General features: G+C 33.2%; 16 protein-coding genes and 1 pseudogene. 14 read left to right on the forward strand and 3 right to left on the reverse strand.

Annotated elements, in window-relative coordinates; genetic code table 11:
• Positions 1-23 precede the first annotated feature (23 nt).
• Genes FGK85_RS03040 through FGK85_RS03050 form a run of 3 tightly spaced genes read right to left on the reverse strand, consistent with a single transcriptional unit; the run spans position 24 to position 4,337 of the window.
• Positions 24-2,627, reverse strand: a complete 2,604-nt coding sequence (locus tag FGK85_RS03040) for a DEAD/DEAH box helicase (protein ID WP_138203641.1) — start codon at positions 2,625-2,627, stop codon at positions 24-26.
• The gene (locus tag FGK85_RS03045) at positions 2,628-4,103 is read right to left on the reverse strand and encodes a HamA C-terminal domain-containing protein (protein WP_138203644.1); all 1,476 of its coding nucleotides are present in this window, start codon (positions 4,101-4,103) and stop codon (positions 2,628-2,630) included.
• 24 nt (positions 4,104-4,127) lie between these two features.
• Complete coding sequence (locus FGK85_RS03050) at positions 4,128-4,337, reverse strand: helix-turn-helix domain-containing protein (protein ID WP_138203646.1); 210 nt, start codon at positions 4,335-4,337, stop codon at positions 4,128-4,130.
• 302 nt (positions 4,338-4,639) lie between these two features.
• On the opposite strand from FGK85_RS03050, the gene FGK85_RS15245 reads away from it, so the two are divergent.
• The 14 genes and pseudogenes from FGK85_RS15245 to FGK85_RS03115 all read left to right on the forward strand — a co-directional run bounded on the left by FGK85_RS15245 (position 4,640) and on the right by FGK85_RS03115 (position 15,790).
• Positions 4,640-4,798, forward strand: coding sequence for a hypothetical protein (locus FGK85_RS15245; protein WP_171011312.1), 159 nt, complete (start codon positions 4,640-4,642; stop codon positions 4,796-4,798).
• A 151-nt stretch (positions 4,799-4,949) separates the two neighbouring features.
• Entirely contained in the window at positions 4,950-5,588 is a 639-nt protein-coding gene (locus FGK85_RS03055) for a hypothetical protein (protein WP_138203648.1), read from the forward strand.
• Positions 5,589-5,667: 79 nt separating this feature from the next.
• On the forward strand, positions 5,668-6,000 hold the full coding sequence (locus FGK85_RS03060; protein ID WP_138203650.1) for a DNA ligase: 333 nt from the start codon (positions 5,668-5,670) through the stop codon (positions 5,998-6,000).
• The gene (locus FGK85_RS03065; RefSeq protein ID WP_138203652.1) at positions 5,993-7,135 is read left to right on the forward strand and encodes a DUF2800 domain-containing protein; all 1,143 of its coding nucleotides are present in this window, start codon (positions 5,993-5,995) and stop codon (positions 7,133-7,135) included. The genes FGK85_RS03060 and FGK85_RS03065 overlap by 8 nt, the downstream gene beginning before the upstream one ends.
• Positions 7,128-7,691, forward strand: coding sequence for a DUF2815 family protein (locus FGK85_RS03070; RefSeq protein WP_138203654.1), 564 nt, complete (start codon positions 7,128-7,130; stop codon positions 7,689-7,691). The genes FGK85_RS03065 and FGK85_RS03070 overlap by 8 nt, the downstream gene beginning before the upstream one ends.
• 62 nt (positions 7,692-7,753) lie before the next feature.
• The gene (locus tag FGK85_RS03075; RefSeq protein ID WP_138203656.1) at positions 7,754-9,694 is read left to right on the forward strand and encodes a DNA polymerase; all 1,941 of its coding nucleotides are present in this window, start codon (positions 7,754-7,756) and stop codon (positions 9,692-9,694) included.
• Positions 9,695-9,776: 82 nt separating this feature from the next.
• Positions 9,777-10,010 carry a hypothetical protein gene (locus FGK85_RS03080; protein WP_138203658.1) on the forward strand — a complete coding sequence of 78 codons (234 nt, stop codon included), beginning with the start codon at positions 9,777-9,779 and terminating at the stop codon, positions 10,008-10,010.
• Complete coding sequence (locus FGK85_RS03085; RefSeq protein WP_138203660.1) at positions 9,997-10,392, forward strand: DUF7768 domain-containing protein; 396 nt, start codon at positions 9,997-9,999, stop codon at positions 10,390-10,392. Before FGK85_RS03080 ends, FGK85_RS03085 begins: the two co-directional genes overlap by 14 nt.
• Positions 10,389-11,027 (forward strand): antA/AntB antirepressor family protein, encoded by a 639-nt coding sequence (locus tag FGK85_RS03090; protein ID WP_128753222.1) that lies wholly within the window; start codon positions 10,389-10,391, stop codon positions 11,025-11,027. Before FGK85_RS03085 ends, FGK85_RS03090 begins: the two co-directional genes overlap by 4 nt.
• Positions 11,024-13,270 carry a phage/plasmid primase, P4 family gene (locus FGK85_RS03095; protein ID WP_138203662.1) on the forward strand — a complete coding sequence of 749 codons (2,247 nt, stop codon included), beginning with the start codon at positions 11,024-11,026 and terminating at the stop codon, positions 13,268-13,270. The genes FGK85_RS03090 and FGK85_RS03095 overlap by 4 nt, the downstream gene beginning before the upstream one ends.
• A 236-nt stretch (positions 13,271-13,506) precedes the next feature.
• Positions 13,507-13,797 (forward strand): VRR-NUC domain-containing protein, encoded by a 291-nt coding sequence (locus FGK85_RS03100; RefSeq protein ID WP_138203664.1) that lies wholly within the window; start codon positions 13,507-13,509, stop codon positions 13,795-13,797.
• A pseudogene (locus FGK85_RS03105) lies at positions 13,794-15,163 on the forward strand (SNF2-related protein). Before FGK85_RS03100 ends, FGK85_RS03105 begins: the two are co-directional and overlap by 4 nt.
• Positions 15,156-15,374 carry a hypothetical protein gene (locus tag FGK85_RS03110; protein WP_138203666.1) on the forward strand — a complete coding sequence of 73 codons (219 nt, stop codon included), beginning with the start codon at positions 15,156-15,158 and terminating at the stop codon, positions 15,372-15,374. The pseudogene FGK85_RS03105 and the gene FGK85_RS03110 overlap by 8 nt, the downstream one beginning before the upstream one ends.
• Positions 15,374-15,790, forward strand: coding sequence for a DUF1492 domain-containing protein (locus FGK85_RS03115; protein WP_128753226.1), 417 nt, complete (start codon positions 15,374-15,376; stop codon positions 15,788-15,790). Before FGK85_RS03110 ends, FGK85_RS03115 begins: the two co-directional genes overlap by 1 nt.
• Positions 15,791-15,818 lie beyond the last annotated feature (28 nt).

Raw genomic sequence — 15,818 nt, forward strand, 5'->3', positions numbered from 1 at the left:
TCTTTTATCAAGCCCTATACTATTTAATCCACGAATAACTCTGGTATATTGTATTTAATATCTTCAACTTCTTTTTGGACACTGACATTCCCACAATCCGCCAAACTGCTTCTTAATTTTATATCTCCATCTATTGTTTTAACTACATACTCGTCTCTATTCCTTCTTATATAAGTTGAAGTTTCCCTAGAAAAGCCATTTCTTTGAAGCATTATAGATAGTGGATTTGTTGTTCCATACTCTACATATTCATACCAGTCATTGTTAAAGGACTCTACCTCATGTATCCGTTTGTATTCTGTCGAGAATCTTAAAAAATAATTAGATATACTAAAGAGGATAACATTTTCTATTGCATCTAAAGCTTCTGATATTGCAATATTTCTATGTTCCTTAGAGTCATTGTAATCTAAAATTTTTCCGTTTACTCGGACACCTGTCTTGGGTCTATTACGCTTATACTCTAAACCTTTTTCCATTATATAACTCAAGCCTGTCCCCTTAATCCATTGAGATAATATAACAGCATACCATCTTAATTTACCGTGTCTTCCATCTTTACTCTTGAATCCTAGAGTAGACTTTTCATATATTTCCCATTTAAATATTTTACAAAGTTCTTCTAAAAATGCTAATAATTCATTGTACGCTACATTCCCATTTGCATTAATTTCAGGATATTTTAATCCCTTCACTATTGCTGTTGTTAAGTTATTTGATTGGTCAATTGAAACATTAATGTCATCATCTGGCCTATTTTCTTTTTTATTAAATATACTTCTTATTTCCTCCTCTATTTCCTTATCCAATAGGTGAGCGAATTCCTTCCACACTAAACTTTTATTACCCTGCATTATATCCCTTAATAAAATACCAGTAAATTTCCTCATAAGAGAATATTCTTCAGCTGTTTGATTCTTAGGATATTGAGTCAGCTGGGCATCGCCCTTGACCAAACTTTCAATAATTTTAGTTTTTTGATTATTTGATAATTCTGTTACAATGGATAGTTTTTGCTCGGGAATATCTTCTTTTAGTAGCTCCACAAAAATTTCTGATTTTACCTTTTCTTCTGGTCGCATGAGGAATGCATTGCCATAAAGGTTATACTCTATTCGTCCAACCCTTCCAATAAGATTTTTAAAATCTATGGCTGACATTCTACCTCTTCCAATTTTATAATCTGTAACAAACAAATTATCTGCTGGCAAATTAACCCCTTCCATTAAAGTACTGGTACAAAATAAGGTTTCAATCAACCCTTGTCTATAAAGCTCTTCAATACGCATTTTAATAGTTGATGGCAAGTAGCCAATATGGTAAGCGACACCTTTAGGAATTAAATCAGCTAAATAATAATCTCTATGAACCTCATTTGCTATATCCTTTGCCAAAATATTAAGTTCTTGGTTGTTCTTTATTTCTTTATTTTTAGCAAAATCAAGTGCATACGTAATTGCCTTGTTTATTCCAGGACAATAAATAATATTTTGACCATCCCCACCCAATCGAGTTATTAATTCACATACTGTTGCCTCTCTGTTAAGTTTTGCAACTTCAATAAAGTTTTTGTTACTATCATTAAATATTTCTATTTTCTTGTTAGGCAAATCAATTAAATACTTCATTTGGCTTACTGGAGCAAAAGATGTAGTTAGTTTTTGTTCATTAATGTTATATGCTTCTGGAATAAGCTTTAAATATATTTCTGGATTAGGAATATTTGGTGAAGCAAAAACAACATGAGGTTTTTCCTTTTTTCTACATAGCATATCCACTACTTTATAGTAAAACGCACTACGACTCCCTTTAGCTGAAATTTTATGTGCCTCATCTATAAACAAATATTCAATGTTAATTGCTGGATTGTCTATTAGTAAATAAAGAAGCCGCTCTGGAGTAAGGACAAAAATAAAATTATGTTTTTCTTTTAAAGATAACGCCCCTGCAGAGGTAATTAACCTATAATTATGTTCTTTAAGAAGCTCTTTCAAATCATTAATTATTTTACTACTCACTTCATTAATTAATGCTTTTGTAGGAACTATAATAGCAAAATTAGAATGTATACCATTCATAACCTTTTCCTTTAGGAACATACGCATAATAAAAGATTTTCCCATTGAAGTAGGCCCAGAATAACTAAAATAATCGTCCTTTAACCTATCATATACAATTTTTTGGGAACGAAAGAATTGTTGTTCTGGTTCTGCTGGAATACTTAAATAATCTTTATTAAAATCTGTATAAAGCTTTTCAGGTAGTGTGGTTGGCTGGAAATCTGGGGTAATCATATCCATCCCACGGTAATTACCTGTACTTTGAAGTACCGACCCCATATAATGTTTAATCCTATAATCCTGTGGATAAATTCTATGTAAAAGTGCAACTATCTCTTGAGCCCAGATTTTATGCTTGTCCGCTTTTTCTTTATGGACAGATTTTGATAGTATATCAGCAAAACGTAGGGCTGCAGATATATCTACTTCAAGGTGTGGTTTATTAATTTTAAAAAGTTCCAAGGAATAATTGTATAGAATATTTTCATATAATTCATTCAGAAATTCATTATCATCTATATCTTTATAAAGTAATTCTCCAAAAGTTGGATTGTCGGGTTTTCCCATTTAGCATACACCCCCTGCTAGCAAATCGGATATTATGCATTTTTTCTCATTAGGAGCATCGTTAAATGGTAAAACATAAAAATAGAATGAATACCCATTCATGCCCATACTATTAATTTTATCTACAATATAAGGTGCAGTTGATTTTATGTCCTCTTTCATCTTGTTGACTGCTTCAACACGAAACTGAGAGTTTGACAAAGTTGATGAATCCAATCCTAGTGTATAGCCCAAAAATATACCGTAAGCTTGGTCTACTGCAGATGCTCCTCCCCTACTTGGCAGGATAATATTTTTCATATACTCTGCTGTAGAGTCGTCAAATACTCTACCGAATAAAGTGCTCTCCACTACATTTAATTCAGTCGAGGGGTCATCATTAATATCCTTTACAGCCTCCATTGACTTATCAACCGCACTAGTTAAATCTCCAATGATTTGTGATGCCCCAAATACAAGCTGATGATAAGGCTGTCCCAAACCCTCATCAATTGTTAATAAGTGTATACCATCACTTTTACTTCCATACCTACTTGCAGTAGTAGCTAATTCAATCTTACTCATAATTTTGGGAGCGTTTAAAACTTGTTCTAGAAAGGCATAAAGAATCATATCACCAAGGGTGTCTCCTGTTAAATAATTCGCTCCGCCATATTTCTTTAATCTATTTAACGCTTGTAATCCTATGCTTTCTACATCGTCCTCTATTTTAAATTGTTCTATCTCAGCTCTTGAAAATACATACATCCCAACATTTGAAACAAGAAACTTTTTTAAATCTCTGCTAGAAAATTTATTATTTATCACATTCAAATGAAAAACTCTAAGCTCGTTATTATTTTTTAACCCAAGTGCCTCTAAATGCTTCACTTCATTAAATATTCCATTGAAATTTTTATCTTTAATAGTCTTTTTTATTGAAGTGGTAGATGTAGCAATGTTTTTCATAAATGAAATAGTATCTTTCTTTGAATCAAATGAATTTAAGTACTCCTCTGTTACTTCTTTAATTTCAGTTTTCAAATCAGTGCTTTTTACATTGGCAACAGTATATAAAAAAATATTAGCTATTAATTCTGCTGGATCAAATACAGTTTCATTAATGATCTCATCCTTAGTCTTAAGACTTTCTAGATATATTGGAGTATCCCCTGGAATAGAATCATCGTCGGCAAGAATATCTCTCAATGCCAAAATTGCAGTCTTAATCTTTGCTTTATTGAGTAAAGAGATAACATTATCCCTAAAGTAATCTATAACACTAGAGACTTTAACATTTCTTGCCTCTGCTCCAGCTTCAGGAGAAACATTTCTATGTCCTGTAGCCATCCTTGATGCAGCATTATCATCTCCAGTCAAATCTTCGTAATCATCTAATATTAGAAGCATTGTACCGTTGATTAAGCATTGTGAAACATTATAAGGTTTACAATGATAAAGAACTTTTAATAAAGAAGCATAACAAAGCCGTTTCATCTAATTCTCCTTTCTAAGAAACTATCATCTATCTTCATTAATCACATCTACAATATCCCCAATATTACAATCTAACGCTTTACAAATCCGTGCTAAAACTTCCATGCTAACTGGTAGATCCTTTCCCATCTTAGCCATTGTAGATGAAGTTATATTTGTCATAGCCATTAAATCTTTTTTCATTAACTTCTTATCAATTAGCAATTTCCACAATTTATTATAGCTAAATCTCACAATCTCGCCTCCACATAAAATAGATTCAACTAATGATTTTCTTATATTAATTTATATTTTATCACGCAACTATATATCTTACAATCTTTTTTCTGTATTTTCAGATTTATCCTTTACATTCTTAAAGTTGTATATAGATTCTTTAAAATTAAAGTGATAGTAAAGTCAAAGTAAAGTCGCAGCCATGTAAACTCAATTTCATAACTAGTAGACTGTTATTGTACAAGCCAATAGCAGTTTTTTTATTAAAATTTATTAAAAATTCTTCTGCATTTATAAATCTATGAAAGGAGGAAGCCACCATGGAAGAAGTCAGAAACATCAATAACAAACGAATCTGCGATATCAGCAAAGACAAAAAAGTTATAGAGATTTGCCTTAAAGATTGCTTAACAATAATCACTGCAAATCCAGATGGGACTTTAAACATTACCCATCAACATAAAAAAGATGTAGCTTAAAATTTAATCACAACTTGATAACTGGAATCCGCCAGAACGCTAAGACGGCCGTGCGGGACACATTTATATGTGTTCCCCCATGCCGTCTTTTTGTTTTGAGGATTTCTTTCCTCTGGTGGATTTCAAATTGAAAACCTAAGGAGGAAATAAAATGAAAAACTATCAAAGTATTTATTACAAAGAATACTATGCACAAAATAAAAAAGGCGAATATTTAAAGGTAGACAGAAAAGTTTGTTTTGCCCCTGCTGAACCGCCAACCAAAGAAAACCCTTATAAGCAACGCTGGTTCTATGATGAAGAAGCTGGGTATGCTGTAAGACTTATTAGAAATCAAGCCAATGAAGACATTCATCGTTTTAATAGCACTTCTTTAAAAAGAGAAGAAAGATATGAATATAGAAAATTCTCTTGTATATGGGAAAAAACCAAAAACTGTGACCAAAACTGTGAGCAATGTAATAGGAAAAACAAAAGTAGAACTGTTGAGTTGGATAAAACTTGGACAGGTAATGATGATGAAATGGAAAGTTCCTTCACCCCTATTGATAAATCCCAAAATGTTTTAAAAATTATAGAGGATAAAGAATTAATGGCAGCTCTCCTTGTAGCCTATGATGGCTTATCTTCTGAGGATAAATTACTTTTTAATGCGCTTATTAATAAAGAGAAGAAAAAAGTAATAGCAGAAAAATTAAATATTACCGTTGATGGAGTTAGATACAGAGAACTTCAGCTTCGTAAAAAACTCCTTTCACATAAAGACTTAAAAGATGTTTTAGAAAAATAAAAAGTTTTACTACGGATTCTGCCCTTCAGTGTCCTTTAGATATTGAAGGGCAAAAAATTTATGAAAGGAGCAAATCTATATGAGTAAAATGAACGAACTATCTCAAACCGTAGATGAATTAAAAACTGCTGCTAATATGCTTTTATCTGTAGCTGACTCACTTCTAGACTTATTCTCTGGAAGTGGTGAAATTTCAAATGAAGCTATCGAACCAAAAAAGCAACCTGCAGCTACTAAAGAAAAACTTACTTTAGAAATGGTTAGAGCTGTTCTAGCAGAAAAATCTCGTAGTGGTTATACGGATGAAATCAAAGCTTTACTGGAAAAGCATGGTGCTAATAAATTAAGTGAAATCGACCCTAAAAAGTATAAGAAACTACTGGAAGAAGTGAAGGTATTGGGAAATGAGTAAACATGCTCTCCTCTCCCCTTCTTCAAGTCATCGCTGGCTAAACTGCCCTCCGTCTTTAAGACTTGGCCAGAAATACGATGATACAACAAGTAGTTATGCAGCTGAAGGGACTGAAGCTCATCTATTAGGAGAGTATAAATTAAAAACCCTTTTAGGTATGGGAGCTAAAGACCCTACTGCTAATCTTGAATACTACAATGAAGAAATGGAAGAATGTGCTGAAAGCTATGCTGCCTATATTCTAGAACTTTTAGAGGATGCAAAAACAAGATGCTCTGACCCTTTGATTCTAATAGAACAAAGATTAGATTATTCAAAGTATGCTGAAGGCGGCTATGGTACTGGGGACTGTATTATTGTTTCAGATGATGCACTTCATGTAATTGATTATAAGCATGGTACAGGAATCCTAGTTGATGCCAATGACAACTCACAAATGAAATTATATGGGCTTGGTGCATTAGAGCTTTTTGATGGTATTTATGATATTGAAACTGTATCTATGACCATCTATCAGCCCAGAAGAAACAATATAAGCACCTTCACCCTTTCAAAAGATGAACTCTATAAGTGGGCTAATGATATTTTAATACCTACAGCTAAGCTTGCCCTTGATGGAGAAGGAGAATTTAAATGTGGTGATTGGTGTGTTTTCTGTAAAAGTAAGCATGAATGCAGACACAGGGCTGAATATAATCTTGAGCTTGCTAAGTATGAATTTAAGCTACCACCTATTTTAGAAGATGAAGATGTAGAAGAAATTCTAAGTAAAATCGATGAGCTAATTTCTTGGGCTTCTGATATTAAAGATTATGCTCTAACAGCTGCTCTTCGTGGCAAACAGTGGCATGGCTTTAAACTAGTCGAAGGAAGAAGTAACAGAAAGTATATTAATGAAGAAGAAGTTATTAAAGTTGTTAAATCAAATGGCTATGACCCTTATGAACATAAAATCAAAGGAATCACAGCTATGGAAAAAACATTAGGAAAAGCTAGGTTTTCAGAATTATTATCAGACCTAGTAGAAAAACCAAAAGGTAAACCTACTCTCGTTTCTGAGAGTGATAAACGACCAGCTATTAATACAGCTGTAGATGATTTTAAAGAAAATTTAGGAGGACAAATTTATGAGTAAAAATACTAATCCAATGAAAGTTATAACAGGACCAGAAACAAGATGGTCATATGCAAATGTTTGGGAAGCAAAATCAATTAACGGTGGTACACCTAAGTTTTCAGTATCACTAATAATTCCAAAGTCAGATACTAGAACTCTTAACAAAATTAAGACTGCTATTGAGGCTGCTTATAAAGAAGGCGAAGGTAAATTAAAAGGTAATGGTAAAACTGTACCCCCTCTATCTTCTATTAAGCAACCATTAAGAGATGGTGATGTTGAAAGACCAGATGATGAAGCTTATGCTAATTCATATTTTGTAAATGCAAATTCAGCAACTGCTCCAGGTATTGTAGATAGTAATCTTGACCCTATTCTTGATCGCTCTGAAGTTTATAGTGGTGTATATGGCAGAGCTAGTATTAACTTCTATGCCTTTAATAGTAACGGAAATAAGGGAATTGCCTGTGGTCTTAACAATCTACAAAAGATTAGAGATGGAGAATCTCTTGGTGGCAAATCAAGAGCTGAGGATGACTTTGCAACTGATATAGATGATGATTTCCTTTCATAAAACTTTGAAGGCAGCAGGATTAAATCTTGCTGCTTTATCTATATCTAAGAAAGGAGAATTAAATGAAAACATTAGAAATTGATATAGAAACTTTTAGTAGCATCAATCTTTCAAAATCTGGAGTTTATAGATATGTTGAATCTCTTGATTTTGAAATTTTACTATTTGCTTATTCCATTGATGGCGGGGATGTTAAAGTCATTGATTTAGCAATGGGTGAAAAGATACCAATAGAAATTTTAGATGCATTAACTGACCCTAATATTATTAAATGGGCCTTCAATGCTAACTTTGAACGCATTTGTCTATCTAGGTACCTGGGATACCCTACTGGAAAATATCTTGACCCTTCATCATGGAGATGCTCTATGATTTGGTCTGCTTATATGGGACTTCCCCTTTCTCTTGAAGGTGTTGGTACAGTTTTAGGACTTGAAAAACAGAAGCTTAAAGAAGGAAAAGATTTAATAAGGTACTTTTGTACTCCTTGTAAGCCTACTAAAACAAATGGTAAAAGAACTAGAAATCATCCCTACCATGACCTTGAAAAATGGTCAACTTTTAAAGAATATAACAAACGTGATGTGGAGACGGAACTAGAAATTCAAATGAAACTCTCGAAATTTCCTGTTCCCGAACATATATGGCATGAATATCACTTAGACCAGGAAATTAATGATAGAGGTGTACTTCTTGATTTAGATTTTATAAAGAATGCAATAGAAATTGGCGACCACTCTCGTACTAAATTAATTGATGAAATGAAAGCATTAACAAATCTTGATAATCCAAATTCAGTACAACAATTAAAAGGTTGGCTCTCTGAAAATGGTCTTGAAACTGAAAGCCTTGGAAAAAAGATTGTTTCAGAATTATTAGAAACAGCTACTGGAGATTTATCAAAGGTTTTAACTCTTAGGCAGCAAATTTCAAAATCATCCGTTAAGAAATATCAAACTATGGAAAATGCTGTAGGCTCTGATAATCGTGCTAGAGGAATGTTTCAATTTTATGGTGCAAATAGGACAGGAAGATTTGCAGGTAGAATTTTGCAACCTCAGAACCTTCCTAGAAACAATATTCCTGATTTATATGAAGCTAGAGAATTAGTTCACACAAACAATATAACTGCATTAGATATGCTTTATGATTCTATCCCAGAAGTTTTATCCCAGCTTATTCGTACATCCTTTATTCCAAAGGCTAATCATAAATTTATAGTCGCAGATTTTTCTTCTATTGAAAGAGTTGTTCTAGCTTGGCTTGCAGGTGAAAAGTGGGTTCTTGATGCCTATGAAAGAAAAGAAGATTTATATATTGCTACTGCAAGTCAAATGTTTGATGTTCCTATTGAAAAAATAGATAAAAAGAGTCCCTTAAGAGATAAAGGGAAAGTAGCCGACCTGGCCTGTGGTTACGGCGGCTCCGTTGGTGCATTAATTTCTATGGGTGCTCTTGATATGGGACTTGAAGAATATGAGCTTAAACCCCTAGTTGACTCCTGGAGACTTGCCAATTCTAATATAGTTAATTTTTGGTGGGATGTTGATAGAGTAGTTCTTAAAACTGTCAGAGAAAGAACTACTACCACTACTCATGGCATTGAGTTTTCTTATAAAAGCGGAATGTTATTTATTACCCTCCCCTCTGGTAGGCAACTATCCTATGTTAAACCCAAAATTGGAGTCAGTAAGTTTGGCTCAGATTGTGTAACTTATGAGGGTCTTGGTGGAACTAAGAAATGGGAAAGGATACAGTCCTATGGACCAAAGTTTGTGGAAAATATTGTTCAAGCAATTAGTAGAGATATTCTAATTTTTTCTATGGAGAAATTAAGACATTTTTCTATAGTAATGCATATTCATGATGAGATTATTATTGAGGCTGAAAAACATATAACTGTAGATGAGATATGTAAAATAATGTGTGAAACTCCTCCATGGTCAAAGGGCTTACAACTCCGAGCTGAAGGCTTTGAAGGAAACTTTTACAAAAAAGATTAAAAAACTACTACGGAATTTGGCAGGTACTGTCCTTTAGTTAATAAGGGCATTACCTGCCTATTAAATTTTTGGAGGTGTTTTTATGTTTTATGTAAAAGAAAAAGTCAGCCCTTCAGTTGATGTAACTGTAGATATCCATGATGACAATGTCTTTTGTACCTGTCCTAATTGTGGGTGCGAAGTGGAAATTGACTTAGTGGAGCTCTTTAGTAATGGCGAAGGTGATTTGTATGGCACATCTGTATATTGCAGTGAATGTAGCAAAACAAAATTAAAAGAGTTAAAGAAGCGAGGTATCCAATATGACAATAAGTAAATTTAATCAAGAAGGATACTATGACCCTACTCCTTATGAAGCTTTAAAGAAAAAATATCTTCCCCTTGTTTATATTGCCTCTCCCTTCTCAGGTGATATGGAAAGAAATATTAAAAAGGCTCAGGGCTATTGTAGGTTTGCTATAAGTAAAGGATATATTCCTATAGCTCCTCACCTGCACTACCCTCAATTTTTAGATGATGAAGATCCTGAGGAAAGAGAACTTGGACTCCGCTTTGCTCTTATACTACTTGGCAAATGTGAAGAATTGTGGGTCTTTGATAGAGTTTCTAAGGGAATGGCTGAAGAAATTGCTAAAGCCAAAAGAAGAAATATGCCAATAAGATACTTTAATTCTAGATGCGAGGAGGTTACAGAATGAATGAACTAATTGTAATTGATTATAAAAATAATATTCCTACAGTAAATGGTCGTGAACTTCATGAGGCATTAAAAGTTGAAACTAGATATAATGATTGGTTTTCAAGAATGTGCAAATACGGCTTTATAGAGGGAAAAGACTATTACTCAATTTTGAGTAATAGGTCTGACGGTCTTCCTGGTAAGCCTAGAATCGACCACTCCCTAACCATTTCTATGGCAAAAGAAATCTGTATGCTCCAAAGAAGTGAAATGGGGAAAAAGTTTAGGCAGTATTTTATCTCCATTGAAGAAGCATGGAACTCCCCTGAAAAAATTATGGAACGTGCTTTATTAATAGCTCAGCAAAAAGCAAGGGAAGCTGAAATAAAAATACTTGCTTTATCAGAAGAAAACGAAAGTCTTGAAATTGCTTTAAATACCTCCCTCAAGTTTTATACCGTAGCCAAGTACAATAATGTTTTCAACATGGGTTGGAATTTAAAAGAATGTCAAAGTATCGGTAAAAGATTATCTGCATACTGTAGGTGCCACTCTATTGAAATAAGAAAATGTGAAACAAATGATGAAAGATTTGGAACAGTAAATAGTTATCCATTAACTGCTTGGGAGGACTTTTTGGAGGTGCTTGAGTGATTAAATTTACCCTATACTCATCAAATATTACAGGTAATCTTTCAAACTGCATCTACCCTAAAGAAGTTTTAGTAACGGATGAAGTATCTATGGCAGATGCAATTAAATATGACCATGTTTCAGCCAAATTTAAAAATAATTATAGAAGTTCAGCTAACTTTATTAAAGCTGATAATGCTGTACTTGATTGTGATAATGACCATTCAGACGATCCAAATGACTGGGTTACTGTTAAAGATGTGGCTACAACTTTTGAAGATATCCCCTTTGTAGCTATCTATAGTAGAAACCATATGAAACAAAAAGGAAAAAGAACCCCAAGGCCAAGATTTCATATTTATTTCATGATTAAAGAAATTACTAATTCAAATGAATATGCAAATTTAAAACAAAAAATAGCTAGGTCCTTCCCCTACTTTGATAACAATGCTCTTGATAGTGCTAGATTTATCTTTGGTACTAGCTCTCCAAATATAGAAATTCATGACGGTAATAAAAGTATTGAAGAATATCTTGATGCTGCAAGTTTTGAAGATTGGGATGACTCTACTGAAGAAATACAGGAAGGTTCTAGAAATAGTACCCTGTCCCGTTATGCTGGAAAAATTATAGTACGTCTTGGAAATACAGATGAAGCCTATGCCCTCTTTTTAAAAGAAGCAGAAAAATGTAATCCACCCTTAGATGAAGATGAATTAGATCTTATATGGCATAGTGCTATTAATTTTGGCAAAAGAATTTCTTCACAAGAAGGATATATTCCTCCAGAAGATTATGGCAGTGAAATACTTCTTAAACCTAGTGATTTTTCAGATGTAGGTCAAGCTATTGTACTTTCTGAAGAATATAAAGAATTTCTTAGATACTCCCCTTCTACCGATTTCTTAGTATATAACGGTAGCTTTTGGGAGGAATCAAAACCAAAAGCACAGGCTATTGCACAAGAATTAACCACCAGACAGCTTAAAGAAGCAGAAATTGAAATTAATAATGCTTTAAATGAAATGTCTGATAGTGGTGCTTTAAATATTGTTATGGAAAAGGGAACTAAAAAGGCAGCAAAGGATTTTAATGAAGTTCAAGATGAATCTTTTAAAAGATATGAATCTGCTATGGCCTATAAAAAATATGTAATTACTAGAAGGGATTCTAAGAAAATATCATCAGCATTAAAGGAAGCACAGCCTATGCTTGAGATTTTACCTAAGGATCTTGATATTGATGGTTTTTTATTAAATACACCAAAGGCTACCTTCGACCTTAGAAAAGGTATTGATTCCAAAATGGGTCCTAGCTATTCTTACTTTATTACAAAGCAAACAAGTGTAAACCCTAATGATAAAGGTATGGACAAATGGCTTGATGCCATTGATGTATTCTTTTGTAAGGATAAAAGTTTAATTGAATATGTTCAAAGAATTGTAGGACTCGCTGCCATAGGCAAAGTTTATGTAGAAGCCTTAATTATAGCCTACGGTGAAGGCCGTAATGGCAAATCGACTTTTTGGAATGCCATCGCCAGGGTTTTAGGAAGCTATAGTGGCAATATTTCAGCCGACATCTTAACTGTTGGTTGTAGAAGAAATGTTAAACCAGAACTGGCTGAAGCAAAGGGCAAAAGGCTCCTTATTGCTGCAGAGCTTGAGGAAGGCATGAGGCTTAATACTTCTAATATTAAACAGCTCTGTTCTACTGACGAAATATATGCAGAGAAAAAATATAAAGACCCTTTCAGCTATATTCCTACCCACACCTTAGTTTTATATACAAACCACCTGCCAAAGGTTGGAGCTATTGATGAGGGAACTTGGCGAAGGCTTATAGTTATTCCCTTTGAAGCAAAAATTGAAGGAAGTAATGATATAAAGAATTACACTGACTATCTAGTTGAAAATGCAGGTGGTGCAATTCTTACTTGGATAATTGAGGGTGCAAAAAAGGTTATTGATGATGATTACAATATAAGTCCACCTAAAAAAGTTAAAGACGCCATTAATATTTACAAGGAAAATAATAACTGGCTTCATCATTTTTTAGAAGAATGTTGTGAAATTGATGAAACCTATATGGCTAAATCGGGAGAGGTCTATGATGAATACCGAGCCTTTTGCCTTAGAATCGGTGAATTTACAAGAAGTACAACTGACTTCTATACTACTCTGGATTCACAAAACTTTGAAAGAAAAAGAACCAGTAAAGGAGTCATGGTAAAAGGATTAAGATTAAAATCAGAATTCCTATAAATAGCTATTTCCCTCAAAAGTGTAGATCAATGTATCTCTCTATTACAACTTTTTCATATAGATAAAAATAAAATATAAAAATATATATATAAGTTATATAGGTAACCTTCATTGATCTACATACCTACAAAATTTACTGATGAATCTAACTCCCCCAAACACTGATGAATAAAGGGTTTGGAGATATAAATCAAATTTGAAATTCATCATTAAAATATTTAGCAAGGTGAATGTCTATGAAAGAAAAAACAATCGAACAAAAGCTTGTAAAAGAAATTAAATTATTAAAGGGTCTATGTTTAAAGCTTTCTTGTCCTGGATTTGCTGGAATGCCTGATAGACTTATCCTTCTTCCTAAAAGAAAGATTGGGTTTGTAGAAGTTAAAAGACAAGGTGAAAAGCCTAGACCCCTTCAAGTGTCAAGACATAATCTTTTGAAGAAATTAGGTTTTAAAGTTTTTGTCCTTGATGATGAAAAGCAAATAAAAGAAATAATTGAAGAAATCCTAGGAGGTGATGCCAAATGAAGTTCATACCCCATGATTATCAGAGATATGCTACTGAATATATTGAAAGTAAGCCTATCTCAGCTATATTTTTGGATATGGGCTTAGGTTAGGAAAAACAGTTCTAACTCTTACAGCTTTAAATAATTTGTTATTTGATAGCTTTGATGCACATAAGGTTTTAGTTATAGCACCACTTCGGGTTGCCAGGGATACATGGCCTGCAGAAATTGAAAAATGGAATCACCTAAAAGATTTAAAATATTCTATTGCCATAGGAAGTGAAAAGAAAAGAATATCAGCTTTAATGGAAAAAGCAGATATTTATATTATAAATCGTGAAAATGTAAAGTGGCTTATAGAAGATAGCTCTCTCCCCTTTGACTTTGACACAGTAATTATTGATGAACTTTCATCCTTTAAAAATCACCAGGCCAAACGCTTCCGTTCCTTAATGAAAGTAAGACCAAAGATTAAAAGGATTGTAGGACTTACTGGAACCCCAGCATCTAATGGACTTATGGATTTATGGGCTGAATTTAGGCTTTTAGATATGGGAGAAAGACTTGGTAAATTCATTGGAAAATATAGAGAAGAATATTTTGTCCCTGATAAAAGAAATCAGCAAATTATCTTTTCATATAAGCCAAAGCTTGGTGCTGAAAAAGCTATATATAATAAGATTTCAGATATAACCATCAGCATGAAAGGGTCTGATTATCTTAAACTTCCAGAGTTAATTGTAAATAAGGTAGAAGTTAATCTTTCTGAAAAAGAAATTAAAACCCTAGATACAATGAAAAAAGATTTAGTGGCAACTATTGATCAAGATGAAATCACTGCTTCTAATGCTGCAGCTCTTTCTAACAAACTTCTTCAAATGGCAAATGGAGCTGTTTATGATGATAACCAAAACGTGATACACATTCACGATAGAAAGCTGGATGCTTTAGAAGATTTGATTGAATCTGCCAATGGTAAACCTGTTTTAATAGCCTATTGGTTTAAACATGACTTGAAAAGAATATCTAAGAAATTTGATGTTAAGCAAATAAAGACATCTAATGATATTAAGAATTGGAACAGTGGACAAATACCAATAGCTCTTATCCACCCTGCTTCTGCTGGACATGGACTTAATCTACAAACTGGTGGCTCCACTCTTATATGGTTTGGCCTTACCTGGAGTCTAGAGTTATATCAGCAAACCAATGCAAGACTCTGGAGGCAAGGGCAAACAGACACCGTTGTTATCCACCACCTATTATCAAAAGATACTATTGATGAACAAGTAATGAAAGCACTTCAAGGTAAAGATGATATCCAATCCGCTTTAATAAATGCTGTTAAAGTAAATCTACAGACTGGAGGAAATAAAAATGGATGATAAATATGAAGATTTAGCAAATGCCATTGTTATTACAGCAGTTAAAGATTATAGGGATGTATTAAAAAAACTAAAAAAGCATCCGAATAGTAGCTATTTGCAGCATACAAAGAATGAAATTGAACGGTTTTTCCGTTCTAAATGGTACTCCGTGCTTACTGATATAGATCCAGAATTCCTTATAAAAAAGCTTAATGAGGAGGTCATATAATGACAGCAAAAGAATATTTAAGTAAAGCCTATAGGCTAGACCAAAGGATAAATAGTAAACTGGAGCAGGTGGCTTCACTTAATGAATTGGCTATGAAAGCCACTTCTACCCTATCAGATATGCCAAAGAATCCAAGTGGGACAACTTCTAAAATGGAAGATGTCATCTGTAAGATTATAGATTTACAGAATGAAATTAATAAAGACATTGATGAATTAGTAGATTTAAAGAAAAACATAGTAAATATAGTTAAGGTTGTTCCTAATTCAGAGCATCAAATGGTTTTAGAACTTCGTTACCTTTGCTTTAAAACATGGGAGGAAATTGCTGTTGAGATGGGTTATAGTGTTAGAAATATTTATAATTTACATGGTGCAGCTTTAAAAGAAATTCCACCAATAAAAACTTTGCAGTGAATTTCACTATTTTGCATTAACCTTTTAT

This window comes from Haloimpatiens lingqiaonensis (assembly GCF_901447495.1).
GTDB classification, from domain to species: domain Bacteria; phylum Bacillota; class Clostridia; order Clostridiales; family Clostridiaceae; genus Haloimpatiens; species Haloimpatiens lingqiaonensis.

Excerpts from the sequence above, each read along its gene's own strand:
- FGK85_RS03100 (WP_138203664.1), top strand. The coding sequence starts at position 13,507 with ATGAAAGAAAAAACAATCGAACAAAAGCTTGTAAAAGAAATTAAATTA.
- FGK85_RS03045 (WP_138203644.1), bottom strand. The coding sequence starts at position 4,103 with ATGAAACGGCTTTGTTATGCTTCTTTATTAAAAGTTCTTTATCATTGT.
- FGK85_RS03110 (WP_138203666.1), top strand. The coding sequence starts at position 15,156 with ATGGATGATAAATATGAAGATTTAGCAAATGCCATTGTTATTACAGCA.
- FGK85_RS03080 (WP_138203658.1), top strand. The coding sequence starts at position 9,777 with ATGTTTTATGTAAAAGAAAAAGTCAGCCCTTCAGTTGATGTAACTGTA.
- FGK85_RS03070 (WP_138203654.1), top strand. The coding sequence starts at position 7,128 with ATGAGTAAAAATACTAATCCAATGAAAGTTATAACAGGACCAGAAACA.
- FGK85_RS03085 (WP_138203660.1), top strand. The coding sequence starts at position 9,997 with ATGACAATAAGTAAATTTAATCAAGAAGGATACTATGACCCTACTCCT.
- FGK85_RS03090 (WP_128753222.1), top strand. The coding sequence starts at position 10,389 with ATGAATGAACTAATTGTAATTGATTATAAAAATAATATTCCTACAGTA.
- FGK85_RS03075 (WP_138203656.1), top strand. The coding sequence starts at position 7,754 with ATGAAAACATTAGAAATTGATATAGAAACTTTTAGTAGCATCAATCTT.
- FGK85_RS03115 (WP_128753226.1), top strand. The coding sequence starts at position 15,374 with ATGACAGCAAAAGAATATTTAAGTAAAGCCTATAGGCTAGACCAAAGG.
- FGK85_RS03055 (WP_138203648.1), top strand. The coding sequence starts at position 4,950 with ATGAAAAACTATCAAAGTATTTATTACAAAGAATACTATGCACAAAAT.
- FGK85_RS03040 (WP_138203641.1), bottom strand. The coding sequence starts at position 2,627 with ATGGGAAAACCCGACAATCCAACTTTTGGAGAATTACTTTATAAAGAT.
- FGK85_RS15245 (WP_171011312.1), top strand. The coding sequence starts at position 4,640 with ATGGAAGAAGTCAGAAACATCAATAACAAACGAATCTGCGATATCAGC.
- FGK85_RS03065 (WP_138203652.1), top strand. The coding sequence starts at position 5,993 with ATGAGTAAACATGCTCTCCTCTCCCCTTCTTCAAGTCATCGCTGGCTA.
- FGK85_RS03060 (WP_138203650.1), top strand. The coding sequence starts at position 5,668 with ATGAGTAAAATGAACGAACTATCTCAAACCGTAGATGAATTAAAAACT.